This is a genomic window from Sinorhizobium sp. CCBAU 05631 (genome assembly GCF_002288505.1).
Lineage (GTDB): Bacteria > Pseudomonadota > Alphaproteobacteria > Rhizobiales > Rhizobiaceae > Sinorhizobium > Sinorhizobium fredii_C.
Genome location: NZ_CP023063.1, coordinates 15,710 through 40,319, shown reverse-complemented (window position 1 = coordinate 40,319; position 24,610 = coordinate 15,710). Strand labels below are relative to the sequence as shown.

The window sequence follows — 24,610 nt, the reverse complement described above, 5'->3', positions numbered from 1 at the left end:
GGCCGGCTGTCTCGATTGGCTGAACGGGTCTATCCTGCCGTCGCCCTCCTGACGGCGAAGCCCGCCTGAGGCTTTGCATCCGGGCCCCGCAAGTAGAGCGGTTTCGGCTTGGCCGAGGCTGGATCGGCCGTAGCGCCTAGCCGGCCGACGAGGCCGATATCGATGGCGATATCGATCTCGTCCGGCTTGCCGACCGTATCGGCCGAGGCAACGAGCGGTGCGCAGGAGCCGCAAATAACGCCGACGAAACCGGAAAAGCGGTCGCGCGCTGTGGCGAGCGGCAGGATTTCGGGCTCGCCTTGCGCCTCGCCGCACGCGCTAAAGGCCTGGACATAGACCTCGTCCCGTTTCGCGTCGATGACCGCCAGCACCGGCTGCCCCGGCTGCTTCTCCCTGGCGCTCTCGGCAACAAGCTGGAGCGTGGTGATACCGAGGGCCGGCTTGCCGAGGGCAAGCGCCAGGCCGCGCGCCGCTGCGACGCCGACGCGAATGCCGGTGAACGACCCCGGCCCTACGGTGACGGCGATCCGGTCTATGTCCGCAAGTTCCCTGCCGGAGGCGAAGAGCGCCTCATCGACGAACTCCATCAGGCGCTCGGCATGACCGCGGCCGATGTCGGCGCCGGCATGGGCCAGCACTTCGCCGGCCGCGCCGTCATAGACTGCAGCCGCGCAACCGCTGCCCGAGGTATCGATGGCAAGGACCAACATTGTGAGACGCCATGACCTCCCTGCGCTGCTTCGCCGGCCCGCGAAGAGGCTCTTCCGCTGCAAGGCGCGACCGCAGCCGTCGCCTGTCGTCGGTGTCCGAAAATCTTGGGGCTGCAACAAGCCTAAGTCGGTACGAACCCTATCCGCCTATCCCGCTCGGCCGGCTTCAGACCGATTCGACCGATTCGACCTCGGGCACGAAATGGCGCAGCAAGTTCTGCACGCCGTGCCTGAGCGTCGCGGTCGAGGACGGGCAACCGGAGCAGGCTCCCTTCATGTTCAGGAACACGGTGCCGTCCTTGAAACCCCGGAAGGTGATGTCGCCGCCATCCTGGGCGACGGCCGGGCGCACCCGCGTGTCGAGCAGTTCCTTGATCGTCGCGACGATCGCCTCGTCGCCCTCGTTATAGAATTCGCCTTCCTGATCCGTCTCTTCGGCTCGGCCGGCGCCCGACATGATCGGCTGGCCGGACATGAAATGCTCCATAATCGAGCCGAGGACCGCGGGCTTAAGGTGCTGCCACTCCTGCCCTTCCTTGCTGACGGTGATGAAGTCGTAGCCGAAATAGACGCCGCTGACGCCGGGAATCGAGAAAAGCCGTGCCGCCAGCGGCGAACCGGCGCGCGCCTCTTCCTCGCTTCGGAATTCGGCGGTTCCGTTCTCCATCACCACCTTGCCCGGCAGGAACTTCAACGTGGCCGGATTCGGCGTGGCTTCGGTCTGGATGAACATGGTTCTCTCCGTTGCGCCGGGAGCACTCTCAACCGGCTCTTTAGAATTGTTCAAAAATATAGGGGCATCGCTCCGGCGCCGCAAGGGCGCGTTCTGCCGCACTGTCAGGTCAGCGCGTCGATCTCCTCGTCGGTCAGAAGATCGGGAATGACCGTGACCGGAATCGGAAAGGCCGCCGCCTTGCCTGCGATCGACGATACGAGCGGCCCGGGCCCTTCTTTCGCCGATCCCGCGGCAAGCACGAGGATGGCGATATCCCGATCTTCCTCGATCAGCGCGTATATCTGCTCCGTGGCGATCCCCTCGCGAATGACGATTTCAGGCTCGATGCCGATCCTCTCGCGTACCGTCTGCGCGACCTTGGCCAGCGTCGCCTCGGCCTCCTCGCGCGCCTCCGCCCGCATGATTTCCTCCACCCCCAGCCATTGCTGGAAGTCGGCGTCGGAGATCACATAGAGCAGCACGAGACCGCCATTGGAGTTCTTGGCGCGCATGCCTGCATAGTGCACGGCACGGCCGCATTCTGGCGTGTCGTCGATCACCGCCATGAACTTGCGGCGATGACCTTCCAGTCGTGAGAGTCGGGTGGAAACCATGCGGCGAACATTACATCGCCGCATGCGTCCCGCAAGCTCTCATTTCGGCGGACTACTGCAAAAAGCCGATGATCTCGCGAACCTCGCGCATGGTCTTTTCCGCCCGCGCCCGCGCCCGCTCGCCGCCATTCCTGAGGATCGAGTCGATATGCGCCGTGTCGTCCATCAGACGACGCATCTCGCCGGTGATCGGCGACAGCACTTTGACGGCGAGATCGATGAGGGCCGGTTTGAAGACCGAGAATTGCTGACCGCCGAACTCCGCGAGAACCTCATCCTTCGTCCGGTCGGCAAGGGCCGCATAGATGCCGACGAGGTTTTCCGCTTCCGGGCGGCCCTTCAGCCCCTCGGCTTCGCTCGGCAGCGCATCCGGATCGGTCTTGGCCTTGCGGATTTTCTTGGCAATCATCTCCGGATCATCCAGCAGATTGATGCGCGACAGGTCCGACGGATCGGACTTCGACATCTTCTTCGTGCCGTCGCGCAGCGACATGACGCGGGGCGCCGGTCCGCCGATCAGCGGCTCCACCGGCGGGAAATAGGCATGGATCGGTTCTTCGCCGACGACAATGTCGACGCCGTAGCCGCGCGTCCGGATGTGCTCCATGAAGTCGATGTTGAACTTCTGGGCAATATCGCGGGTGAGCTCCAGATGCTGCTTCTGGTCGTCACCGACCGGAACATGGGTGGCGCGGTAGACGAGAATGTCGGCCGCCATCAGGCTCGGGTAAGCGAGCAGGCCGAGCGAGGCGTTCTCGCGGTCCTTGCCGGCCTTGTCCTTGAATTGCGTCATCCGGTTCATCCAGCCGATGCGGGCGACGCAGTTGAAGATCCAGGCAAGCTCCGCATGCTGCGGCACCGCCGACTGGTTGAAGACGATATGCTTCTCGGGATCGATGCCCGAGGCGACGAAGGCGGCCGCGATCGAGCGGATCTGACCCGGCAGGTCGTCATGCACCAGCTGCGCGGTGATGGAGTGCAGGTCGACGACGCAATAGATGCAGTCGTTGTTCTCCTGCAGGGCGACGAATTTTCGGATCGCGCCGAGATAATTGCCGAGATGCAGATTGCCGGTCGGTTGAACGCCGGAAAATACGAGCGGCCTGAATTCGTTCATGTCGTCCTCATCGGGCTTGTGGAGGGCCCACCAATTGATATCGCCGCGCTTATGCACGGCGCGCCAAATGCAATCAAGAGGCGGGTTGCAGGAGGTCCCAACGATTGCCGAACGGATCGGTGAAGACGGCGACAATGCCGTAGGCCTCATGGCGCGGCGTCTCGAGGAATTCGACGCCGGCGGCAAGCATCATCGCATGGTCGCGGGCAAAGTCGTCGGTGAAGAGGAAGAAGCCGACGCGGCCGCCGGTCTGATTGCCGATCGCCGCCTTCTGCCGATCGCCCTCGGCCTTGGCGATGAGCAGCGCCGTTTCGGTCGCGCCTTTCGGCCGCACCAGCACCCAGCGCTTGCCGCCGCCTAGATCGGTGTCCTCGATCAGATCGAAGCCCAAGCGACCGCAATAGAAGGCGATGCCCTCGACATAGTCCGGGACGAGAATGGCGACCCGGGCAATGGTCTGCCTCATGGCTCGCCGGTCCCCTCACCCGCCCTCGAGGCAGCCGCCGGAACAGCTTTGCGCTTCAAGCTGCGGTGTATCATCCCCAGGCTGGCGCCGCCGAGCCCAAAGGCGGCGGCGAAATAGATCGACATCGCAACCGCCACCAGGCCGCATACGGTTGCGGCGCGGATCGCCAGTGGCGCGGCGGAGGAAAGGGGGAAGACCAGCCACTGGATGGCGTAGTGGAGCGCCGCCGCCATGATCGCCGCGGCGATCACAAGGCGCGGAATGCGGGTGAGTAGCGGAATGTCGCGGCCCCAGTGGCCGCGCCAGGCGAGCGTCGCAAAGAGCAGGAGGGCGTTCACCCAGCCGGCGACGATCTCGGCGGTGGCGATGCCGCTGGCGCCGAGCGAGGGAAACAGCGCCAGCGCCAAGGACACGTTCACCGCCACCGAGATCGCCGCGAAGATCATCGGCGTGCGCGTGTCCTCCCGCGCGAAGAAGCCCGGGATGAAGGCCTTGATCAGCACGAAGGCCGGCAGGCCGAGACCGTAGATCGCCAGGATATGCCCGACGACGACGGTCGATTCGGGCGAGAACTTTCCGCGTTCGAAGAGCAGCCGGACGATCGGTTCCGACATGACCAGCAGCGCCGCGGCCGCCGGCAGGGTCAGGAACAGGGTGAACTCGACGGAGCGGTTCTGGAGGTTCGACGCCTCGTTGAGATTGCCGGCACGAAGCGCCCGCGACAGTTCCGGCAGGAGCACGGTTGCGACGGCGATGCCGACGACGCCGAGCGGAAGCTGGTAGATGCGGTCCGCATAGACGAGCGACGAAACCGCCCCTTCCTGCGCCGAGGCGATATTGGTGTTGATCAGCAGGTTGATCTGGGTGATGCCGCCGGTGATCGCCGCCGGCAGCGCCAGCACCAGCAGGCGCCGGACATTGGCGGTCAGGCGCGGACGGCGGAAGCCGATCCGGATGCCGGCGTTGCGGACGGCGATCCAGACGATCGCCAGCTGGACAAGGCCGGCCGCCATGACGCCCCAGGAGAGGCTGTAGCCGACGGCAACCGCGTCCTGGCCGCTATACCAGGCATAGGCAAGCGCGCCGATCAGGATGAAGTTGAGGAACACCGGCGCGATCGCCGCGGCGAAATAGCGGTGCAGCGAATTGAGCATGCCCGCCATCATCGCCGCCAGCGACATGCAGGCGAGATACGGGAACATGATCGTCGCGAAGGTGACGGTGCTTGCGAATTTCGCCGGATCGTCGGCGAAACCGGGAGCGATCAGTTCGCGCACGATAAACGGCATCGCCAGTTCCATGGCGATCGTCAGAAACAAAAGGACGGTGAAGAGCACGCCGAAGACTTCTTCGGAGAAGCGGCGGGCGCCGTCCATGCCGCGCGCCTCGATCTCCTTGGCGAAGAGCGGCACGAAAGCCGAGTTGAACGCACCCTCGGCGAAAAGCCGGCGAAAGGTGTTGGGGAGCCGGAAGGCCGTGTTGAAAGCGTCGGCGACCGGTCCGGTGCCGAGGGCGGCCGCCATGAAGGTCTCGCGCACGAAGCCGAAGACGCGGCTTCCGAGCGTCGCGCCGCCGACGGTTGCGAATTTCTTGACGAGGCTCATGTTTCGGCTTTTGTCGTTCTGGAAGCCTGCGACGTCCGCGGCGGATGGGCGGGAGCGATGATGCCGGAGGGCATGCGCTCGCGCGCCTCGTCGACCTCGCCGGCCAGCACTGCCTTGAGGCGCGCGGCAATGTTACTCTGCCGGTTCTCATTGATGATCTTCGCGCCGACCAGGTCGGTCACATAGAAGGTGTCGATGACCTTCTCGCCGAAAGTGGTGATATGGGCCGAGGCGATATCGAGCGAGAGGTCGGAAAGCACCGCGGTGATCTCGGAAAGCAGGCCGGTCCGGTCGAGGCCCTCGACCTCGATGACGGTGAACTTGTTCGACAGCGTATTGCTGATCGTCACCTCCGGCGTCACCGTGAAGGCCTTGCTGCGCCTCTTCGCCCGGGTGCGGCTGGCGATCACCTCCGGCAGCCGCTTGCGGCCGGAGAGCACGTCCTCGATCAGCTTGCCGATGCTCGCCGCGCGCCGCATCTCGTCCTCGTCGACCGAGAACTCCCGGTTGACGAGGATCGTATCCAGCGCCCGGCCATCCGAGGTCGTATGGATCTGCGCGTCTACGATGTTGGCGCCCGCGGCGGCGCAGGCGCCGGCGATGACCGTCAGCAGCCGCGGATGGTCCGGCGAAAGCACGGTGATCTCGGTGATGGCATGGAAATGATGGGTGCGCACCATCGTCGCCAGGGTCTTGCCGGCCTTATCCGCCTCGCGGATGAATTCGGCGTGCCGCACCTGATCCTCGAGCGCCACGGTCAGGAGATAGGGCTGGTAGTGAAGCCGGACATAGGCGTCCCGCTCCTTCTTCGACCAGTCCTTGAGCGCGTCTGCAAGCATATGGGCGGCGTGCTTTGCCCGCTCCTTGCGCGACAGTTCCGAGAAGCCGCCGGAGAGAAGAAGCTCGGTTTCGTAATAGAGCGTGCGCAGCAACTGCCCCTTCCAGCCGTTCCAGACGCCGGGGCCGACCGCCCGGATGTCGCAGACGGTCAGGATGAGCAGCATCTTCAGGCGCTCGAGCGATTGCACGCGCTCGGCGAAGTCGAGGATGGTCTTGCGGTCATTGAGGTCGCGGGTCTGCGCGACCATCGACATGGTCAGATGTTCCTCGACCAGCCAGACCACCGTCTCGGTCTGCTTCGGCGACAGGCCGAGACGCGGGCAGAGCTTGCGGGCAACCTTGGCGCCGGCGACCGAATGGTCCTCGGGCCGGCCCTTGGCGATGTCGTGCAGCAGCACGGCGACGTAGAGCGCCTCGCGATCCTCGATGCCGGGCATCAGCATGGCCGTCAGCGGGTGCGCTTCCTCCTCGAGGCCGCGATCGATCCGCGACAGCACGTCGACCGTGCGCAAGAGGTGCTCGTCCACCGTGTAGTGATGATACATGTTGAACTGCATCATCGAGACGATCTTGCCGAAATCCGGGATGAACCGGCCGAGCACGCCCGACTCGTTCATGCGCCTCAGGATCAGTTCCGGATTGCGGCGCGAGGTGAGGATCGACAGGAACAGCCGGTTGGCCTCGTCGCTTTCGCGCAAATGCGGGGTGATCAGGCCGAGCGAACGGGTCACCTGCTTCAGCGCGTTCGGATGGAACTCCAGCCCGTGGATATCGGCAATATGGAACAGGCGCAGCAGGTTGATCGGATCCCGTTTGAAGACGTCCGGGCTTGCGAGCGCGATGCGGCCGCCATCGTCGACGAAATCGAGCGTACCGGCAATCTTGCGCGTGCGGTGCCGGAAGCGGCTGAAGACGCCCGAGATCCCCGGCGTATCCTTGGCCTGCTGGTCCTCGAGCGCGGCGCAGAAGATGCGGGTGAGATCGCCGACGTCCTTGGCGACGAGGAAGTAATGCTTCATGAAGCGTTCGACGGCCGAGAGGCCCGGATGGTCGTGATAGCCGAGCGCTTCGGCAATCTCGCGCTGGATGTCGAAGGACAGGCGTTCCTCCGCCTTTCCGGTCAGGAAGTGCATGTGGCAGCGAACTGCCCAGAGGAAATCGTCCGATTTCTGGAAAAGCTTGTATTCCTGCCGCGACAGGACGCCGAGCTTGACGAGGTCGGCCGGATCCTTAACCCGGTAGAAATACTTGGCGATCCAGAACAGCGTGTGCAGATCGCGTAAGCCCCCCTTGCCCTCCTTGACGTTCGGCTCGACGAGATAGCGGGTGTCGCCCGCCTTGCGGTGGCGCCCGTCGCGTTCGGCGAGCTTGGCAGCGATGAATTCGGGGCCAGTGTTGCGGACGATCTCGTGATCGAAGCGCTGCTCGAGTTCGCCAGCCAGCGCCTCGGAACCGCAAATATAGCGGCATTCGAGGATCGCCGTGCGGATCGTCATGTCGGCGCGCGACAGTCGGATGCATTCGTCGATGGTGCGCGTCGCATGGCCGACCTTGAAGCCGAGGTCCCACAGGACGTAGAGTGTGAATTCGATGGCAGGCTCCGCCCAGACCGCCTTTTTGGGCGGCAACAGGAAGAGCAGGTCTATGTCCGAGCCCGGCGCCAGGGTGCCGCGGCCATAGCCGCCGACCGCGGTCACGGCGAGCCGGGAAGCCGCCGGCGCATGGGCGGCGTCGAACACCTCGTTCAGCACGAAATCGTGCAGCACGGTGATCAGTTGATCCTGCAGCCAGGATATGCGCTCGGCGCATTTGATGCCGGCCCCGTCGACGGCAAGCAGTTCGCGCGCCTTGGCTCGGCCTGCATTGTTCGCCTCCTTGAAGGCGGCGAGAAGCGCGCGGCGCATCGGCTCGCGCTGCTCGGCATGGGCCGAGGCGATGAAGCCGCACTTGGCCCGAAGTGCGGCGACGTCGAGAATTTCAGGGAAGGAAGTTTCGTGTTTGGCCATTTAGTGCCGGGAGGCGTCCTGTCCGACTGATCGTAATGGTTCGCTGCATGTGCAAGCGCCGGAATCATGCAGCATTTCAAGCACTACCGCATGCCCTCGTGAAAAGGCACGCGGCGCTGTATAGCCTTTTTGCCGGTCGATTGACAGGGAAAATCGGGGCGCTGCGCAACGGCCCGGGCGCGTCGAGACGCGCCTCTCAAGTCAGCGGCCGGCGAGGTCCTTTTTCAAGGCGTAGAGCGCATCCAATGCGTCGCGCGGCGTCATGTCGTCGGGATTGAGCGCCCTTAGCGCCTCTTCGACCCTGGAGGGGCCGGAGGCCCTCGCCGCCTCTTCGCGCCTGACCGCCACCTGGAAGAGCGGCAGGTCGTCGATCAACTGGCTCGCCGGATTCTTGCGGTCGGCATCCTCAAGCTTGGCAAGCACGTCCCTCGCCCGCGCGACGACGGAGGCGGGAAGCCCGGCAAGGCGGGCGACCTGAATGCCGTAGGATCGGTCGGCCGCGCCCGGGCCGACCTCGTGCAGGAAGATCACGTCGCCGTCCCATTCCTTGACCCGCATCGTCGCATTGGAGAGCCGCCCGAGCTTTTCCGACAGCACCGTCAGTTCATGGAAATGGGTGGCGAAGAGCCCGCGGCAGCGATTGACCTCGTGCAGATGCTCGACCGCCGCCCAGGCGATCGACAGGCCGTCGAAAGTCGCGGTGCCGCGGCCGATCTCGTCGAGGATGACGAGCGAGCGGTCGGTCGCCTGGTTGAGGATCGCCGCCGTTTCGACCATCTCGACCATGAAGGTCGAGCGGCCGCGGGCGAGATCGTCCGAGGCGCCGACCCGTGAGAACAGCCGGTCGACAATGCCGATATGGGCAGCGTTGGCGGGCACGAAGGAGCCCATCTGCGCCATGATGGCGATCAGCGCGTTCTGGCGCAGGAAGGTCGACTTGCCGCCCATGTTCGGACCGGTGAGCAGCCAGATGGCGCCGGCCTCCGGACCGTCCGGAGGCGACAGGTCGCAGCCATTGGCGACGAAAGGATTGGCCGCCCGGCGCCTGAGCGCCTGCTCGACGACCGGGTGGCGTCCGCCGTCGATCGAAAACATCCGCGAGTGATCGACGAGCGGCCGGGCATAGTTCTGCTCCTCGGCAAGCACGGCAAGCCCCGCCGAGACGTCGAGCGTCGCGAGCGCCAGCGCCGCCGCCTTGATCGCGTCGGCCTCGGCGACGACCTCGCGGGCCATCGCCTCGAAGGCCTCGAGCTCGATCGCCAGCGCCCGATCGGCGGCATTGGCGATCTTCGTCTCGAGCTCGGCAAGTTCCGTGGTAGTGAAGCGCATCGCATTCGCCATGGTCTGGCGATGGATGAAGCGGGCACGGCCGGCATCGGTGTCGGTCATGGCGCCGGCATTGCCGGCCGTCACCTCGATGAAATAGCCGAGCACATTGTTGTGCTTGATCTTCAGCGACTTGATGCCGGTCTCTTCGCAGTATTGGAGCTGCAAGCCGGCAATGACGCGACGCGACTGGTCGCGCAGCGCCCGCATCTCGTCGAGTTCGCCGCTTGCCCCTTCGCGCAGGAAGCCGCCGTCCCGCTTCAGAAGCGGCAAGTCTTCGGCAAGCATTGAATCGAGGCGCTCCAGCAGGGCTGCCGGCAAGGCGGCGAGCGCGGCTTGCGCTTCGGTAAGCTCCGACGAAAGCCGCGCCTCCGCAAGCAGCGCCGAGGTCGCCGCCGCGGCCCGAAGTCCCGCCTGAATGGCGCCGAGGTCGCGCGGGCCGCCGCGGCCGAGCGCGAGCCTAGAAAGGGCCCGCGGCATGTCCGGCGCGCGCCGCAAGGCGTCGCGGACGTCCATGGCGAAGCTTGGCTGGTCGATAAGGACCTCGATCGAATCGAGACGGTGATTGATCCGCTCCGGGTCGGTGAGCGGCGACATCAGCCGCTCGGCGAGCAACCGCGCGCCGCCGCTGGTGACTGTGCGGTCGAGGGCTCTCAACAGGCTACCGTCGCGGGAGCCGGACAGCGTCTTGACGAGTTCCAGATTGGCGCGGGTTGCCGGGTCGATGAAGAGGGTCGAGGCGGCGCTCTCCCGCTCCGGGATGCCGAGCGCCGGTCGTTCTGCGAGCTGCGTCTTCTCGACATAGGAGATCGCGGCGGAAGCGGCGGCAAGTTCGGCGCGCGAGAAGGTGCCGAAGCCGTCCAGGGTCTTTACGCCGTAGTACCGGCCGATCCGGCCTTCCGCCGTGGCACTGTCGAAGAGGACCGCCGGCTGCGGCACCGCCACCCGGCCGAGCACGTCGAAGACCGGGCGCAGTTCCGGATCGTGGAAGACGGTATCCGGCAGGATCAGCTCGCGCGGCTCGACGCGCAGAATATCGGCGAGCAGCCGGCTTTCCGCCGTCTCGGCAAGACGGAAAATGCCGGTGGAAATGTCGATCCAGGCAAGCGCATAGGCCGGATCCGAACCGCTGCGGATGCGGGCGAGCGCCATCAGATAGTTGGTTTCCGAAGGCGAGAGCAGCTTGTCCTCGGTGATCGTCCCCGGCGTTACCAGCCGCACGACATCGCGGCGTACCACCGATTTGCTGCCGCGCTTCTTGGCTTCGGCGGGGTCCTCCACCTGTTCGCAGACTGCGACCCGGAAGCCGAGCGCGATGAGCTTCTGCAGGTAGTCGTCGGCGGCGTGCACCGGCACCCCGCACATCGGGATGTCTTGGCCGAGATGCTGGCCGCGTTTGGTAAGCGTAATGCCAAGCGCGCGCGAGGCTTCCACCGCATCCTGGAAGAACAGCTCGTAGAAATCGCCCATCCGGTAGAACAACAGCGAATCCGGATTGTTCGCCTTGATCTCGATGAACTGCTCCATCATCGGCGTGGCAGTGGAGCGGCTCTCCTCGCTCGCCAGATCGGACACGGAAAGGACGTCGCCCGTGCGGCTCGATGCGTCAGGCATGAAATTCATGATTGTTCCAAAAAAAGAGATGTCACACTATCCGCAAGCATTTATAGACGACAACAACAAAGAGGCTGATCGAAAGGGTCGCCCACAGGAGGTTGAGGAAACATGCCGGCTACCGACAAGTCCGACCGCACGAGGACGAGCGTGACTGAACAGGAAGCACTCGACTTCCATTCCCAGGGTCGTCCCGGAAAGCTGGAGATCTCGCCGACCAAACCGATGGCGACGCAGCGCGACTTGTCGCTCGCCTATTCGCCGGGCGTCGCCGTCCCCGTCAAGGCGATCGCCGAGGATCCGGCGACGGCCTATGATTACACGGCGCGCGGCAACATGGTGGCGGTGATTTCGAACGGAACGGCGATCCTCGGCCTCGGCAATCTCGGGGCGCTTGCCTCGAAGCCGGTGATGGAGGGCAAGTCGGTGCTCTTCAAGCGTTTCGCCGACGTCGATTCGATCGACCTCGAGGTCGATACCGAGAATGTCGACGAATTCATCAACTGCGTGCGCTTCCTCGGCCCCTCCTTCGGCGGCATCAATCTCGAGGACATCAAGGCACCGGATTGTTTCATCATCGAGCAGCGACTGCGCGAGGTGATGGACATTCCGGTGTTCCATGACGACCAGCACGGCACGGCGATCATCGCCGCCGCCGGTCTCATCAATGCGCTGGCGCTGACCGGCCGCGACTTCAAGACGACCAGGCTCGTCTGCAACGGCGCCGGCGCTGCCGCCATCGCCTGCATCGAGCTGATCAAGGCGATGGGCTTCAACCCGCAAAACATCATCCTCTGCGACACCAAGGGAGTGATCTACAAGGGCCGCACCGAGGGCATGAACCAGTGGAAGTCGGCGCATGCGGTCGAAACCGATCGCCGGACGCTAGCCGAGGCGGTCGAGGGCGCGGACGTGTTCTTCGGTCTCTCGGCAAAGGGCGCGCTGTCGCCCGACATGGTGCGCTCGCTCGCGCCGAAGCCGATCATCTTCGCCATGGCCAATCCGGATCCGGAAATCACTCCGGAAGAGGTCGCCCAGATCCGCGACGATGCAATCGTCGCGACCGGCCGCTCCGATTATCCGAACCAGGTCAACAACGTCCTCGGCTTTCCCTATATCTTCCGCGGCGCGCTTGACGTGCGCGCTTCGACGATCAACGACGCGATGAAGATCGCCGCGGCGGAAGCGCTTGCCAGCCTCGCCAAGGAAGACGTGCCGGACGACGTCGCCGCCGCCTACCAGGGCAACCGGCCGCGCTTCGGAGCGCAATACATCATTCCGGTGCCCTTCGATCCGCGCCTGATCTCGGCGATCCCGATGGCGGTCGCGAAGGCGGCCATGGAGACGGGCGTCGCGCGCAAGCCGATCACCGATCTCAATGCCTACGGGCAGCAGCTTTCGGCTCGGCGCGATCCGATCGCCTCGACGCTGCAGCGCATCTACGAGCGCGTCCGCCGCCAGCCGAAGCGCATCGTCTTCGCCGAAGGCGAGGAAGTGCAGATGATGCGCTCGGCCATCGCCTATGCGAACCAGCAGCTCGGCACGGCCATCCTGCTCGGGCGCGAGGAGCAGATGCGCGAAACCGCCGAACGGGAGGGCATAGACCTCGACCGGCCGGGCATCCAGATCGTCAATGCGCGCCTGTCGAAGCGCGTCGGCGCCTATACCGATTTCCTCTATGCCCGCCTGCAGCGCAAGGGCTACCTCTTCCGCGACGTGCAGCGGCTGATCAACAACGACCGCAACCACTTCGCCGCCTCGATGGTCGCGCTTGGCGACGCCGACGGCATGGTCACCGGTCTCACGCGCAATTATTCGACGGCCCTCGAGGACGTCCGCCGCTGCATCGACGCAAAGCCCGGCCACCGGGTGATCGGCGTGTCGATCGCGCTCTGCCGCGGCCGCACCGTGCTCGTCGCCGACACCGCCGTGCACGACATGCCGTCGGCCGAGGAACTCGCCGATATCGCCGAGGAAGCCGCAGGCCTCGCCAAGCGGCTCGGCTACGTGCCGCGTGTCGCGATGCTGGCCTATTCGACCTTCGGCCATCCGTCGGGCGAGCGCTCCGAGCGGGTGCGCGAGGCCGTGAAGATTCTCGACCGCCGCCGTGTCGACTTCGAATATGACGGCGAAATGGCCGCCGACGTGGCGCTCAATCACCGGGTGATGGAGCAATATCCGTTCTGCCGGCTTTCCGGCACCGCCAACGTGCTGGTGATGCCCGCCTTCCACTCGGCCTCGATCTCCACCAAGATGCTCCAGGAGCTGGGCGGTTCGACGGTCATCGGCCCGCTGCTCGTCGGCTTCGACAAGTCGGTGCAGATCGTCTCCATGTCGGCCAAGGACTCCGACATCGTTAACCTGGCCGCAATCGCCGCCTACAATGCCGGGACCTGACGGGGCGGATGCGCCGTTTCGGCACGGCCCACCCTGTCGTAGTCAAGCGCATTTGTGAATCTGTACAGTAACGGTACAAAGTCTCCAAATAAAACAAGAGCCCACTTCTTGAGAAGGAAGTGGGCTCAATACATTGTGACCAACCTACAGCTTACGTCATCAAAAATACGGAACTTTCCGCGATCGCGGCTCCCTCCAGCCGCAGCGGCGGTTGCCCCCTTCTTTTTTACACCGCTTCGTAATGAAATTGAGATCCAACCACGAGGATATATTTCCGTCTCATTATGTTAGAAGTCAAACATACACTTAATAAGTGGTTAACGGTTAAACTGCGACGTAAAAGGCATGGCTTCGCCGAGCATGATCTTCTTGAACGATCGGCGTGATGGGGAGATCAGGAGACGGATGAAGAAAAACGTCCCGCGTCGGCACCGTAGTAGTTGAGATAGCGACCGGAAATATTGCTGATCGGCAGAACGATCAGCACGTCTGTCGTGCGGAAAGCGTGATCGACCACGGCACCGTCGCCGACCATGGCACCAAGCCGCATATAGCCCTTGATCAGCGGCGGCAGGGCCGCAAGCGCCTTTTTCGGATTGACCGCCTCGGACGGCATCAGATCCATCGTGCGATAGAGCTCCGGCCGGGCGGCGACCGCCCATTCGTCGCGAGCCAGAATATTGTGGTGCAGGAAGGAGAGCGCCAACGCGTGCTCCGCCGGAACCACGCCCGGAAGCGAACCGCAGCCGAACATGGCGTCGATGCCGTGCCTCAGCGCATAGGCCCAATTGCCCTGCCAGAGCAGTTCCACCGTGCGCTTGGTCCGGTACTCCGGCAACACGCAGGATCGGCCGAGTTCCATGAAGCGCTTGTCCGGATGCCGGGCGAGAAGATCGCCGATCGCGAACTCGGAGGCCGAATAGAAGCCGGTCGCGCGCACGGCAACCTCCTGGCGCAGCAGGCGATAGGTGCCGACGATCTGCTCCTCGGCATCGCCTTCGATCGACGTGTCGAGGACGAGCAGGTGGTCGCAGATCGCATCCCAGCCGTCGACATCGCGTTTGCGCCGTTCTGCTTCGGGCGCCACCTGCGCCTTCATCTCCTCGACGAAAACCCGGTAGCGTACCGCCTGCGCCGCATCGATCTCCGCGGCCGTACGGGCAAGGCGCGTTTCGAGATTGACGATACGGCCGAGAACATCGGTTGCCGGTGCCGCAATCGTCTTGCGGACGCAAGCCTGTGAAGTGTCAACCACGCTCGTCGAATCCAGAAGGTCGATCGTCATGCCGTGTCATCCCGAATCGTCAGTGTCCGTCGGGCTTAGACCACGTTTCTGCAACAACATAGTGACACGAAAACGCAAGACAACCCCGAGGCGGGACAATGCCGCGCGGCGGCTAGGCTTGCCCGACCCCAAGCAGCCGAGCGACTTCATTGAGGAACTGCTGCGGTTCGACCGGCTTTGTGAGAACGGCGTCGACGCCGGCCGCAAGCAACAGCCGATGAAGATCGCTGCGGACGTCGGAGGTCAGAACGATCACCGGCAGGCGACGTCCCGTTCCGGGCGCTTCCTCCGCGCGAAGGCGCCGCAGCAGGGCAAGACCGTCGCCGCCCGGCATGTTGACGTCCGTCACGATAAGCGCCGGGGCACCCTTCTCTCGCAACACGGCCTCGAGCGCGGCGAAATCGCCAACAGGGTGGACGGCGTGCCCGGCTCCTTCGAGCATTTTCCGCAGGATCAGGGCGTTCACCGGATCGTCCTCGGCGAGCAGCACCGGGCGGCCGTGATCTCGGACCGTTGCCGCCTTCGGCGGCTCCGCCCTCAGGATCGGCCTGTTGTCGTTGATCCCGTCGCGCCTTTCGATGCCCGTCATGCGGCCGAGCAACACCTCGACCAGCGATTTCTCCCGCAAGGGGCGTATCAGCCAGGCCTCGTAGCCGCCCATCCTGCTGAGCGGATGGCTGCTGCGCTCTTCGGGGCTGATCAGGCAGGTCTTGCGCAATCGCTGCCGCCCGAGCGCCGGCTCTAGGGAGAGGAGTTCGCGCAACTGCGCCGCATGGCGGTGATCGACGATAATATCCGTCAGCGGCAAGCGATCGGCGAGCGCGTCGGCTGCGACAGCGCGCGCGGCCGAGAGGGTTCCGGCAGGGTGGCACTTGCCGCCGAGCGTCTCGATCGTCGCCGCAAGCGCCGTCGAAGCAGGACCGTCGGGAGCGAGCAAGAGTACATGGGTGTCGGCAAGGACACCGCGGCGGGGCTGAGCCGCCGAACCGGCTCCAGCGACCGGGAAGCGAATTTCGAAGCGGCTTCCCTCTCCCGCGATGCTCGACGCGGTCAGGCTGCCGCCGAAAGCCTCCATGATGCGGCGGGATATCGCCAAACCGAGACCCGTTCCCTTGGAGCGCTGGGCGTCGTCGCCGGCCTGTTCGAACTCATCGAAGACACGCGCCAGTTCGTCGGCCGACATGCCGAGGCCGCTGTCGTCGACGCGGATGCGGACGATCCCCGCTTCGAAGCCGGCCGTGACGAGGACGCCGCCGGTCTCGGTGAATTTCACGGCATTGCCGATAACGTTGAACAGCACCTGCCGCAGCCGCGCCGCATCGAAGGCCACGCAGCGCGGCACACTCGCATCGATCGCGGCGCCGATTTCGATGCCTTTCTCATGGGCACGATGCGAGAGCATCTCCACGACGTTCTCGATGACGAGGCGCAGGTCTTGCCCGGACGGATGCAATTGAAAGCGCCCAGCCGAGAGCGAGGAGAAGTCGATCAGGTCCTCGACCAGTTGCACCAGGGCGTGGCCCGACTGCTGCATGTCGGCAAGATAGTTCCGCTGCTCGGCCGACAGTTTCGTCTGGGCGAGCAGATGGCTCATGCCGAGAATGCCGGAAAGCGGCGTGCGGATCTCATGCGTGACGGTCGCAAGCAGCCGCGATTTCGCCTGGCTCGCCTCTTCGGCGCGCTGCCGCGCCTCCTCCCGCCGGCGTGCCGCCTGCGCTTCCTCCGTTATGTCGCGGGCGATGCTGTGGCGCATCAACCGGCCGGTTGCCGGGGCGCGGATCACGACATTGTGCCAATCGAAAAGGCGCAAGCCCGCCGGCGTCGCCAAGCGGACGACGAAACGGTCGGGATCCGGCCGCGTTTCGAACTCGAGGCCCAGCGAGGAGCAGGTCAGCCCCCGCACGTCGGCTCGCCCGCACATTCGCGTGAACACCCGGTTCGCCTGGACGATCCTGCCGTCCATGCCGCGGACGAGAGCAATGTCGCCCAGCGCGTCATGGATCGTCGAAAGCAGCTTCGCCGTCTCGGAACACAGCGCATCGGCTGCGGCCCTGCCCGCCTCCGGAACCTGCCCGGAGGCCGTGCCATGGCTGGAGAGCAGCAGAAAGCCGCCAACAAGGGCACTGAGGGCCGCAAGGACCGGCAGCAGATAAAGATCGGCGCGCGCGCCGACGACCAGCAGAACGCCCGCAGCAGCGAGGCCGGCGAGCGCAAGGAGAAGTCGCCCGACGGATGCTTCGCCGCCGATCGCCGGCCGCAAGCCACCACCGAGCGTAGTCGCCTTCGAGAACGTGATTCCAGCCGCTCCGGATCGCGCGCCCGAGCCGGCTTGGTTCCGATGCTTGACCGATGGAAGCTCGCTCATGCCTTCAACCTGGCATGGCAAGCCTTCCGAATGGCTTCAACGGACGTCTAAAGTTTTAGCGACCGCGGTTTTTTCGCCTGCAACAGCTCGTCCAGAATGATCGCACCGGCCCCGAGGGTGATGAAACTGTCGGCGAGATTGAAGACGGCGAAGGACCAGGTGGCGGTGTGGAACAGGATGTAGTCGATGACATAGCCGAAGAGCAGCCGGTCGACGAGGTTGCCGAGCGCGCCGGCAATGATCATCGCATAGCCGAGATGGGCGAAGAAGCGGTCCTTCGGAGTGCGGCGCCACAGCCAGAGCACGAAAGTGACGACGGCGAGACGAATGCCGACGATGAACCAGCCTTCCATGCCGGAGAGCATCGAGAAGGCGACGCCGTAATTATAGGTGCGGTAGAGCGCGAGCATCGGGATGACCGACACCGCCTCCTGGAAGGGCAGGAAGGCTTCCACCAGATACTTGATCGCCTGGTCGGCAACGAGCGCGACGAGAATGAAAAGCGCGATCGGCAGCGGCCGGGAAAAAAGGGTGTTGCGTTCACTCATCAGCGCTCATCCAATGAAAGAAGATGGCGGCGCGCCTCGAACAGCATGATGCCGGTGGCAATCGCCAGATTGAGCGAGTCGGCCCGGCCCGCTTGCGGAATGCGCGCCAGTGCGCCGGCTTCGCGAGCGAGCTCGACGGGCAGGCCTGCCTGCTCGTTGCCCATCAGCAGGACGACCGGCTTCGACCGGTAGTCTATGGTGCGATAGTCGACGGAGCCCGCCAGATGCGTCGCCACCACCTGGACGCCGGCCGACTTCTGCCAGCGGACGAACTCCTCGGCACTGGCCCGCGCGATCGGCAAGGCGAAGACCGAGCCCATCGTTGCGCGCACCGTTTCGAGCGAGAAGGGATCGGTGGTCTCGCCGACCAGGATGATGCCGGACGCTCCGGCGGCGTCGGCGGTTCGGATGATCGTGCCGAGATTGCCGGGATCGCGCACCCGGTCGAGCGCCACGTAGGTCTCGCCCTCCTGAGGGCGGATATCCTTCAGCGGCCGGTAGAGTTGCTCGAAGATGCCGACCACCATCTGCGGGTTGTCGCGGCGGGTGATCGTCGAGATCACCTTCTCGCTGACCTCGAGGACGAGCCCGCCCTTTGCCACCGCCTTTGCCGCTATCTGCTCGACCTGCGGTTTGCCTTTGGCCGCCTTGGCATAGACGAGCGTCTTGATCTTCCAGCCGAGATCGAGCGCATCGATCACCAGCTTCAGCCCTTCGGCCATGAAGGAGCGCGTCTCGTCGCGATGCTTCTTCTGGGAGAGCGCGCGGATATCCTTGATGATCGGATTGGTGAGGCTGGTGACCTCCTTGACCTGGCCGACGCGCGGCGTGCCGTGATCGCTTCTGTCAGAATTCATTTGGGTACCCAGCGGCTGAAGAGGGAGGTGGACAGCGCCCGACCGGGCGCCGTGCCGTCGAGACCGCCCTCGCGGATGATGAGCTCGCCCGATTCCACCCGGCCGCCGCGCCCGCGCATCGTCTCGCGCATGAGCTCGTGGATCGAATAGAAGCTGGCGCGGATCGAATAGGCGGTGAGCACCAGGCCGCGAGCATCCTCAGACAGGATTTCGCGGCAGATGTCGAGCATCGCCGCCAGATGGTCGAAGAGCTGCCAGACCTCGCCGTTCGGACCACGGCCGAACTTGGGCGGGTCGGTCAGAATGATGTCGTAGCGGCTGCCGCGTCGCTCCTCGCGCTGGATAAACTTCATGGCGTCGTCGCAGATCCAGCGGATCGGCAGTTTCTCGGCGCGCGCCATGGCTTGGTTCTCGCGTGCCCAGCCGATTGCCTTCTTGGAAGCATCGACATGGGCCACCTCCGCGCCGGCCTTCGCCGCGATCAGCGAGGCGACGCCGGTATAGCCGAAGAGGTTGAGCACCTTCAGCGGCCGGCCGGCCGACGCGACCTGGTCTTTCATCCACGACCAGTGGGCAAGCTGTTCGGGGAAAACCCCGACATGCCGGAACGAGGTGAATCGGCCGAGAAAATCCGTGTCGAGAAGCTGCATCGGCCAGGTTTCCCCGAGCGCTTCCTGCGGGAAACGCCAACGGCCCATGCCATCCTCGTCGGTGTCGCCGGTGAAGATCGCATCCGCCTTTTCCCAGACGCCAGAGGGCAGCGCCTTCGGCCACAGCGCCTGGGCTTCGGGCCGGACGATGCGATAGGGCCCGTACTGTTCCAGCTTCTCGCCGTCGCCGCTGTCGATCAGGTGGTAGCCGGCGGTCGGCCGCGTCTCGAGGATGAGCGGCACCGTCTCGGCCGGCTTCGCGCCGCTCCGCGGCTCCACGCGGCGCGGCGGCGTGCTCTCCTGTGCGGCCGAACGCGGCAATTTCTGCGGCGCCGCCTTTGGCGACGGCAGCCCGCCGGCCTTGCCCTTCTGAGGACCGCCCTTTGCCGAAGAATGCCTTTGCTCGTGACGACCGCCACGCGCCTCTGCGCCGCGTCCCTTGGCCGCCGTGACCGAGGCGTTCTTCGATCGCCGATCTTTTTCCTTCACGCGCTGATCCTTGGATTTCGCTCGATCACCGGCACATCCCTTTTGCCCGGCCAGCAGAGGGAATGTGCCCTGGCCGCGCGCCCGGACGGATGCGCGACTTGCTCAGTGCGTGCAATAGCATCGCGGATGCTCTTGGCAAAGCCGTTTCCGGTCTGCGAAGATCGGTGACTTCACTACAGCGTCGCGCGCCTCAGGCGCGCAAAGGTCGCTGTAGCACTTTGAATTGCTGCATGTCTTTGTCCTTAAAATCGAGGTCGATTTAGGGACACATACAGTAGAAGGGAGGAAGCTCTATGGACATTACGGGAGAGGAGCGGATCGCGGCACGGCGGGAAGCGGTTTGGCGATGCCTGAACGACCCCGAGATCTTGAAGCGGTGCATTCCCGGTTGCCAGGCGATCGAGGCGGTCTCGCCGACGGAACTCACGGCCGTCGTGAAGGTCAAGATCGGTCCGGTTTCGGCGACCTTCAACGGCACGGTCATGCTCTCCAACCTGAATCCGCCTGAAAGCTACAGGATATCGGGTGAGGGAAAGGGCGGCATCGCCGGTTTTGCCAAGGGGGGCGCGGATGTCATGCTTGCCGAAGCGAGTGACGAAACGGTGCTGCGTTACGACGTCAAGGCCGAAGTCGGCGGCAAGCTCGCTCAGCTTGGCTCCCGCCTGATCGATTCGACGGCCAAGAAGCTCGCGCAGCAGTTCTTCGCCAATCTGAACCTCGCCGTCAGCGGCGAGCCGGCGGGCTGAAGCGCGCCCGCATCTCGGCCAGTCAGTTCTGCGGCGCCGGCAGGCTCGATTGCGCCAACCTTTCGGCCTCGCTGCGGTGCTTTTCAGCCTCGCGATGCCATTTCAGCGCCTCATGGGCCTCGTTGCGCGCCCGGCGGCGGTACTTGCCCTGGCTGAACCAAACCACGGCGGCCCCAAGGAACAGGCCGAGGACGACCGCCAGAAATAGGAAGAGGAAAAACGGCGCGGATACGGAAAGCACGTTGTCGGCCGGATCGAAGGGATTGAGCGACAATGTAACGGTCTGTCGGTTGGCGACGCTCAAGGCGACAAGGATCACCCCGAGCGGTACGAGCACGACGATGTTGACGATTTTCTTGAACATGCACCGCTCCGGCTATGGCACCGGCTCGGAATGCTCTGCGGCAGGCACGGTGCGCTGTTGGAATGAGAGGGGCGACCGCCGCTTTCAAAACGTACGGCGCTGTCGTCGCTGCGCCTCTCGCTCAGTCTTCATCCTGACCGTTCATACCTGGATTGAGCCGTTCGCGCAGCTCCTTGCCGGTCTTGAAGAACGGCACCCATTTCTCCTCGACGAAGACGGAATCGCCAGTGCGCGGATTGCGGCCCGAGCGCGATGGCCGGTTCTTCACCGAGAAGGCACCGAAACCGCGCAGTTCGACCCGGTTTCCGGCCGCGAGTGCGTCAGTGATCTCATCGAGGACCGCATTGACGATATTTTCAACGTCGCGGTGATAGAGATGCGGATTGCGCGCGGCCACAATCTGCACCAGTTCTGACTTGATCACTTTCGCCCCCTGGTCTTTTGCTTTTTGTGAATGTTTGTGACGCTTGGAAGACCTCACCGGACGCCCGGAGCATGGGTGAGGCCCCATCTCGCCTCAGGGCGGCATTTCTAGCCTTCCTTATTGAGCATCAACCTGCCAAACCGAAACAAGACCGTCAAGAAACAACTTGTCGCCGCCAATCTTTTCGATCCCGTTCATCGCCGGAAAAGCATCATATCCCAACAGCTTGAGCCAATTGGATACGACCGTCGAAAGCCCGAAGGGGAAGGAGCCGCCCGGATCCTTCCAATCGACGACGGGCAGGTCCTTCGACACCTTGCGCTCGGCCAGAAATGCCCTGATCTCGTCGTCGCCACCGATCGTGTCGACGAGTTTGTCCCTGAGAGCCTGCCGCCCGGTGAAGATCCGGCCGTCTGCCAGCGCCAGCGCCTCCGGCCGCGGCAGCTTGCGCCGCTCGGCCACGAGATCGACGAACCAGTTGTAACTGTCGTCGATCATCGTCTGGATCATCGCCCTTGCCTCGGGGCTGGGCGGGTGGAACGGCGAGGGCTCGGCCTTCAGCGGCCGCGACTTTATCGACTCCAGCGACACGCCGACCTTGTCCATCAGTTCCTTGACCTGCGGATACTGGAAGATGACGCCGATCGAGCCCGTGATCGAGGTTTCGCCGGCGACGATGCGGTCGCCGGCAAGCGCGATCATGTAGCCGGCGGAGGCGGCAAGCGTCCTGACATCGGAGACCACCGGCTTCTTGGCTGCGACTTTGCGGATCGCCTTGTAGAGCACCTCTCCGCCATAGGTGGTGCCGCCCGGCGACGATATGGTCACGATCAGAGCCTTGGCGGAATTGTTGTCGGCAATGCTCTCCAGCCTCTCGACCAGCTCCCGATCGTCCTGGATGACGCCCGTCACGGTCACGCGGGCAACGTGCTCGCGGGCCCGTCCGCTGACCTCCGTCCAGCCCGAAAGGGCAACGAGCGCGAAACCGCCCAGAACGAGGATGGCAGCCGCCGCCCAGCGCCAGAAGCTCAGCTTCCGGCGCAGGCTGCGGCGATCGGCAACGGCGAGTTCGTCCATGGGCATCTCCCAAATCTTGGCGCGGGTCCTGTCAGTTTCCTCAGGAACATGCTATCTGCGCCCGCGGTGGCAGGCTAGATAGGCGCGGCTGGCGACGGAGGAAAGTCGAAAGCCCGCGTTTTTCGCAGTCCCTTCAAACTTTTTGCCGCTCCATTGCCGGACGATAACAAAATAACCATATTCGCCGTGACCTACGCCATTGCATGTAAATGCGGATCTTGCGGCTATCGCAAGATCCGAACGGAACCGACAGGCTCTTGATGCTGAACCAAGCGCGTTTTCCCGATATCGTCGCCGATACGGGCACGAGCTCCGTGGATGCCTATGCATCGGCGGCGCGACACTCCGCGCGGGTGAAGCGCCTGAAGATCGTCCTGCCGCTCGCGGCCGGCGTCATCGCTCTCGTCTTCGCGGCCATTTCCTTCATCCGCGCCTTTCTCCCGGAGGAACTGCAGCTCGAAACCGCGACGATCGAAAACGGCAAGATCGTCATGCAGAATCCGGCGATTTCCGGCCGCAACCGGCAGGATATCAGCTATTCCATGAAAGCCCAGCGGGCGCTGCAGGACATTGCCAATCCGGACATCATCACGCTCGAGAAGATCCACGCCGAGATGCCGGTCAATGAGACTTTGGTGGCGACGGTCGACGCGACGAGCGGCATTTACGATCGCGGCGGAAATACGCTCGATATGAACGCGCCGTTCACTATTTCGATGAATAATGGCGTCAATGCCGATTTCCAGTCGGCATATCTGGATATCGACGCCGGCGAAATGGAGACCAAGCATCCGATTGCCATCAGCATGAACGGCGGATCGATCATTGCGCAGTCGCTGCGAATGACAGATAAGGGACGTATTGTAACATTCGAAGGCATGGTCCGGGTCAATGTCGAACCCAGCGCCATCCGCAAGAACGCCAAATAGGACCTGGTGCACCCCCATGTCGGTCACATCTACCGTTTCTTTTAAGGTATCCGCCACCCTGGCTGCCGCCGGGCTCGGCGCTTTGATCATTGCTTCCGGCGCCTTGGCGCAGGCCACATCCAGCCGCATGAAGGGCATGCAGCTTTCCAACGACCAGCCGATCCAGATCGAGAGCGACAAGCTCGAGATCAAGGATCCGGAAAGCAAGGCGATCTTCACCGGCAATGTGAAGGTCGTGCAGGGCACGACGACGCTGCAGGCCGGCAACATGACCGTCTTCTACAAGGCGACCGAAGGCGCGACGATCACCAGCGGCAACGCCGATATCGACCGGATCGAGGTCAGCAACAAGGTGTTCTTGAGCTCCGGCGCCCAACAGGCCACGGGCGATACCGGCCTCGTCAACCTGACCAACCAGACGATCGTGCTCAAGGGCGAGAAGGTCGTGCTGTCGGAGGGCAAGAACGTCTTCGTCGGCTGCCAGTTGAATGTGCAAATGGATACGGGCGAAGCCCAGCTCGAGGCCTGCGGCGGCCGCGTGCAGATTCAGCTCGATCCGCAGTCCCGCAAGCAGAATTGATGCAAGATTCGGACGTGCAGATCCCCTTTCTTCCCAAACGCAAACGGGTCAAGAAACCGTCGGCGGCAGCCGTTGCTGCGCGCACGGTCGACAAGGCGCGCTATGACGGCACGCTGATCGCCCGCGGCCTGACGAAATCCTACCGCTCGCGGCGCGTCGTCAACGGCGTCTCGCTTGTCGTGCGCCGCGGCGAGGCGGTCGGTCTGCTTGGGCCGAACGGCGCCGGCAAGACGACCTGCTTCTACATGATCACCGGATTGGTCCCCGTCGACGAGGGAGCGATCGAGATCAACGGCAACGACGTCACCACCATGCCCATGTACCGCCGGGCGCGGCTCGGCGTCGGTTACCTGCCGCAGGAAGCCTCGATCTTCCGTGGGCTGACGGTGGAGGAAAACATCCGCGCCGTGCTCGAAATCCACGACAAGAATGTCGAGCGGCGCGAAAACAAGCTCAACGACCTGCTTGGCGAATTTTCGATCACGCATTTGCGCAAATCACCGGCCATCGCCCTTTCCGGCGGCGAACGCCGCCGCCTCGAGATCGCCCGCGCCCTTGCAACCGACCCGACCTTCATGCTGCTCGACGAACCCTTTGCGGGCGTCGATCCGATCTCGGTCGCCGATATCCAGGCGCTGGTCCGGCACCTGACCTCGCGCGGCATCGGCGTCCTGATCACGGATCACAACGTCCGCGAAACGCTGGGGCTGATCGACCGCGCCTATATCATCCATGCCGGTGAAGTGCTGACCCACGGGCGCGCCAATGACATCGTCACCAATCCGGATGTGCGCAGACTTTATCTCGGCGACAATTTCAGCCTGTAACCGTGCGTGCAGGCGAATTACCGCTTCACAACGCCTCGGCGCTTGACCAAATCCCAGTAA

At 64.1% G+C, this 24,610-nt stretch carries 21 protein-coding genes; 5 read left to right on the top strand and 16 right to left on the bottom strand.

The genetic code is table 11. From position 1 onward, the window contains the following. Positions 1-29 precede the first annotated feature (29 nt). The 8 genes from tsaB to mutS all read right to left on the bottom strand — a co-directional run bounded on the left by tsaB (position 30) and on the right by mutS (position 11,021). Entirely contained in the window at positions 30-710 is a 681-nt protein-coding gene (tsaB, locus tag SS05631_RS00195; protein ID WP_037420753.1) for a tRNA (adenosine(37)-N6)-threonylcarbamoyltransferase complex dimerization subunit type 1 TsaB, read from the bottom strand. 166 nt (positions 711-876) lie between these two features. Then, positions 877-1,443, bottom strand: coding sequence for a NifU family protein (locus tag SS05631_RS00190; protein WP_037420756.1), 567 nt, complete (start codon positions 1,441-1,443; stop codon positions 877-879). Positions 1,444-1,547: 104 nt separating this feature from the next. After that, positions 1,548-2,039, bottom strand: a complete 492-nt coding sequence (locus SS05631_RS00185) for a universal stress protein (RefSeq protein ID WP_037378146.1) — start codon at positions 2,037-2,039, stop codon at positions 1,548-1,550. A 52-nt stretch (positions 2,040-2,091) separates the two neighbouring features. Next, positions 2,092-3,156 carry a tryptophan--tRNA ligase gene (trpS, locus tag SS05631_RS00180; protein WP_037420760.1) on the bottom strand — a complete coding sequence of 355 codons (1,065 nt, stop codon included), beginning with the start codon at positions 3,154-3,156 and terminating at the stop codon, positions 2,092-2,094. Between the two features lie 73 nt (positions 3,157-3,229). Next, the gene (locus SS05631_RS00175; RefSeq protein WP_037420763.1) at positions 3,230-3,622 is read right to left on the bottom strand and encodes a VOC family protein; all 393 of its coding nucleotides are present in this window, start codon (positions 3,620-3,622) and stop codon (positions 3,230-3,232) included. Then, on the bottom strand, positions 3,619-5,226 hold the full coding sequence (gene murJ, locus SS05631_RS00170) for a murein biosynthesis integral membrane protein MurJ (protein ID WP_037420767.1): 1,608 nt from the start codon (positions 5,224-5,226) through the stop codon (positions 3,619-3,621). Before murJ ends, SS05631_RS00175 begins: the two co-directional genes overlap by 4 nt. Next, positions 5,223-8,072 carry a [protein-PII] uridylyltransferase gene (locus tag SS05631_RS00165; RefSeq protein ID WP_037420770.1) on the bottom strand — a complete coding sequence of 950 codons (2,850 nt, stop codon included), beginning with the start codon at positions 8,070-8,072 and terminating at the stop codon, positions 5,223-5,225. Before SS05631_RS00165 ends, murJ begins: the two co-directional genes overlap by 4 nt. Positions 8,073-8,273: 201 nt before the next feature. Then, entirely contained in the window at positions 8,274-11,021 is a 2,748-nt protein-coding gene (mutS, locus tag SS05631_RS00160) for a DNA mismatch repair protein MutS (RefSeq protein WP_037420774.1), read from the bottom strand. Between the two features lie 102 nt (positions 11,022-11,123). Here mutS and SS05631_RS00155 point away from each other — a divergent pair, with 102 nt between their 5' ends. Beyond that, positions 11,124-13,409 carry an NADP-dependent malic enzyme gene (locus tag SS05631_RS00155; protein ID WP_037420777.1) on the top strand — a complete coding sequence of 762 codons (2,286 nt, stop codon included), beginning with the start codon at positions 11,124-11,126 and terminating at the stop codon, positions 13,407-13,409. A 394-nt stretch (positions 13,410-13,803) separates the two neighbouring features. Here SS05631_RS00155 and SS05631_RS00150 read toward each other — a convergent pair whose 3' ends face one another. The 5 genes from SS05631_RS00150 to SS05631_RS00130 all read right to left on the bottom strand — a co-directional run bounded on the left by SS05631_RS00150 (position 13,804) and on the right by SS05631_RS00130 (position 19,603). Then, complete coding sequence (locus tag SS05631_RS00150; protein ID WP_037420780.1) at positions 13,804-14,694, bottom strand: GNAT family N-acetyltransferase; 891 nt, start codon at positions 14,692-14,694, stop codon at positions 13,804-13,806. A gap of 112 nt (positions 14,695-14,806) precedes the next feature. Then, positions 14,807-17,059, bottom strand: a complete 2,253-nt coding sequence (locus tag SS05631_RS00145; protein ID WP_037420783.1) for an ATP-binding protein — start codon at positions 17,057-17,059, stop codon at positions 14,807-14,809. 47 nt (positions 17,060-17,106) lie between these two features. Continuing rightward, positions 17,107-17,607 (bottom strand): signal peptidase II, encoded by a 501-nt coding sequence (lspA, locus tag SS05631_RS00140; RefSeq protein ID WP_037420785.1) that lies wholly within the window; start codon positions 17,605-17,607, stop codon positions 17,107-17,109. Continuing rightward, positions 17,607-18,464: an RNA methyltransferase gene (locus tag SS05631_RS00135; RefSeq protein WP_037420788.1), complete on the bottom strand. Its 858-nt coding sequence runs from the start codon at positions 18,462-18,464 to the stop codon at positions 17,607-17,609. Before SS05631_RS00135 ends, lspA begins: the two co-directional genes overlap by 1 nt. Next, entirely contained in the window at positions 18,461-19,603 is a 1,143-nt protein-coding gene (locus SS05631_RS00130) for a class I SAM-dependent rRNA methyltransferase (protein WP_037420791.1), read from the bottom strand. Before SS05631_RS00130 ends, SS05631_RS00135 begins: the two co-directional genes overlap by 4 nt. Positions 19,604-19,896: 293 nt before the next feature. Between SS05631_RS00130 and SS05631_RS00120 the strand changes: the two genes are divergently transcribed. Continuing rightward, positions 19,897-20,349: a carbon monoxide dehydrogenase subunit G gene (locus SS05631_RS00120; RefSeq protein WP_037420794.1), complete on the top strand. Its 453-nt coding sequence runs from the start codon at positions 19,897-19,899 to the stop codon at positions 20,347-20,349. Between the two features lie 22 nt (positions 20,350-20,371). On the opposite strand, the gene SS05631_RS00115 is transcribed toward SS05631_RS00120, so the two are convergent. The 3 genes from SS05631_RS00115 to sppA all read right to left on the bottom strand — a co-directional run bounded on the left by SS05631_RS00115 (position 20,372) and on the right by sppA (position 22,214). Further along, positions 20,372-20,713 (bottom strand): LapA family protein, encoded by a 342-nt coding sequence (locus SS05631_RS00115; protein WP_037420795.1) that lies wholly within the window; start codon positions 20,711-20,713, stop codon positions 20,372-20,374. Positions 20,714-20,834: 121 nt separating this feature from the next. Beyond that, positions 20,835-21,137, bottom strand: a complete 303-nt coding sequence (locus tag SS05631_RS00110) for an integration host factor subunit beta (protein ID WP_037378120.1) — start codon at positions 21,135-21,137, stop codon at positions 20,835-20,837. Positions 21,138-21,254: 117 nt separating this feature from the next. Then, positions 21,255-22,214, bottom strand: a complete 960-nt coding sequence (gene sppA, locus SS05631_RS00105) for a signal peptide peptidase SppA (protein WP_037420798.1) — start codon at positions 22,212-22,214, stop codon at positions 21,255-21,257. Positions 22,215-22,474: 260 nt separating this feature from the next. On the opposite strand from sppA, the gene lptC reads away from it, so the two are divergent. From lptC to lptB, 3 genes are read left to right on the top strand one after another with little or no spacing between them, the layout of a single operon-like run. Continuing rightward, complete coding sequence (lptC, locus tag SS05631_RS00100) at positions 22,475-23,143, top strand: LPS export ABC transporter periplasmic protein LptC (protein ID WP_037420801.1); 669 nt, start codon at positions 22,475-22,477, stop codon at positions 23,141-23,143. 16 nt (positions 23,144-23,159) lie between these two features. Beyond that, positions 23,160-23,723 (top strand): LptA/OstA family protein, encoded by a 564-nt coding sequence (locus SS05631_RS00095; RefSeq protein ID WP_037420804.1) that lies wholly within the window; start codon positions 23,160-23,162, stop codon positions 23,721-23,723. 14 nt (positions 23,724-23,737) lie between these two features. After that, positions 23,738-24,550, top strand: a complete 813-nt coding sequence (gene lptB, locus SS05631_RS00090) for an LPS export ABC transporter ATP-binding protein (protein ID WP_037420849.1) — start codon at positions 23,738-23,740, stop codon at positions 24,548-24,550. Positions 24,551-24,610 lie beyond the last annotated feature (60 nt).

Bases quoted from the DNA above. Each gene is read 5' to 3' on its own strand.
- SS05631_RS00120 (WP_037420794.1), top strand. From the start codon at position 19,897: ATGGACATTACGGGAGAGGAGCGGATCGCGGCACGGCGGGAAGCGGTT.
- SS05631_RS00150 (WP_037420780.1), bottom strand. From the start codon at position 14,694: ATGACGATCGACCTTCTGGATTCGACGAGCGTGGTTGACACTTCACAG.
- murJ (WP_037420767.1), bottom strand. From the start codon at position 5,226: ATGAGCCTCGTCAAGAAATTCGCAACCGTCGGCGGCGCGACGCTCGGA.
- SS05631_RS00190 (WP_037420756.1), bottom strand. From the start codon at position 1,443: ATGTTCATCCAGACCGAAGCCACGCCGAATCCGGCCACGTTGAAGTTC.
- SS05631_RS00155 (WP_037420777.1), top strand. From the start codon at position 11,124: ATGCCGGCTACCGACAAGTCCGACCGCACGAGGACGAGCGTGACTGAA.
- lspA (WP_037420785.1), bottom strand. From the start codon at position 17,607: ATGAGTGAACGCAACACCCTTTTTTCCCGGCCGCTGCCGATCGCGCTT.
- mutS (WP_037420774.1), bottom strand. From the start codon at position 11,021: ATGAATTTCATGCCTGACGCATCGAGCCGCACGGGCGACGTCCTTTCC.
- trpS (WP_037420760.1), bottom strand. From the start codon at position 3,156: ATGAACGAATTCAGGCCGCTCGTATTTTCCGGCGTTCAACCGACCGGC.
- SS05631_RS00185 (WP_037378146.1), bottom strand. From the start codon at position 2,039: ATGGTTTCCACCCGACTCTCACGACTGGAAGGTCATCGCCGCAAGTTC.
- SS05631_RS00135 (WP_037420788.1), bottom strand. From the start codon at position 18,464: ATGAATTCTGACAGAAGCGATCACGGCACGCCGCGCGTCGGCCAGGTC.
- SS05631_RS00115 (WP_037420795.1), bottom strand. From the start codon at position 20,713: ATGTTCAAGAAAATCGTCAACATCGTCGTGCTCGTACCGCTCGGGGTG.
- SS05631_RS00175 (WP_037420763.1), bottom strand. From the start codon at position 3,622: ATGAGGCAGACCATTGCCCGGGTCGCCATTCTCGTCCCGGACTATGTC.
- SS05631_RS00095 (WP_037420804.1), top strand. From the start codon at position 23,160: ATGTCGGTCACATCTACCGTTTCTTTTAAGGTATCCGCCACCCTGGCT.
- SS05631_RS00165 (WP_037420770.1), bottom strand. From the start codon at position 8,072: ATGGCCAAACACGAAACTTCCTTCCCTGAAATTCTCGACGTCGCCGCA.
- sppA (WP_037420798.1), bottom strand. From the start codon at position 22,214: ATGGACGAACTCGCCGTTGCCGATCGCCGCAGCCTGCGCCGGAAGCTG.
- lptC (WP_037420801.1), top strand. From the start codon at position 22,475: ATGCTGAACCAAGCGCGTTTTCCCGATATCGTCGCCGATACGGGCACG.
- tsaB (WP_037420753.1), bottom strand. From the start codon at position 710: ATGTTGGTCCTTGCCATCGATACCTCGGGCAGCGGTTGCGCGGCTGCA.
- SS05631_RS00145 (WP_037420783.1), bottom strand. From the start codon at position 17,059: ATGAGCGAGCTTCCATCGGTCAAGCATCGGAACCAAGCCGGCTCGGGC.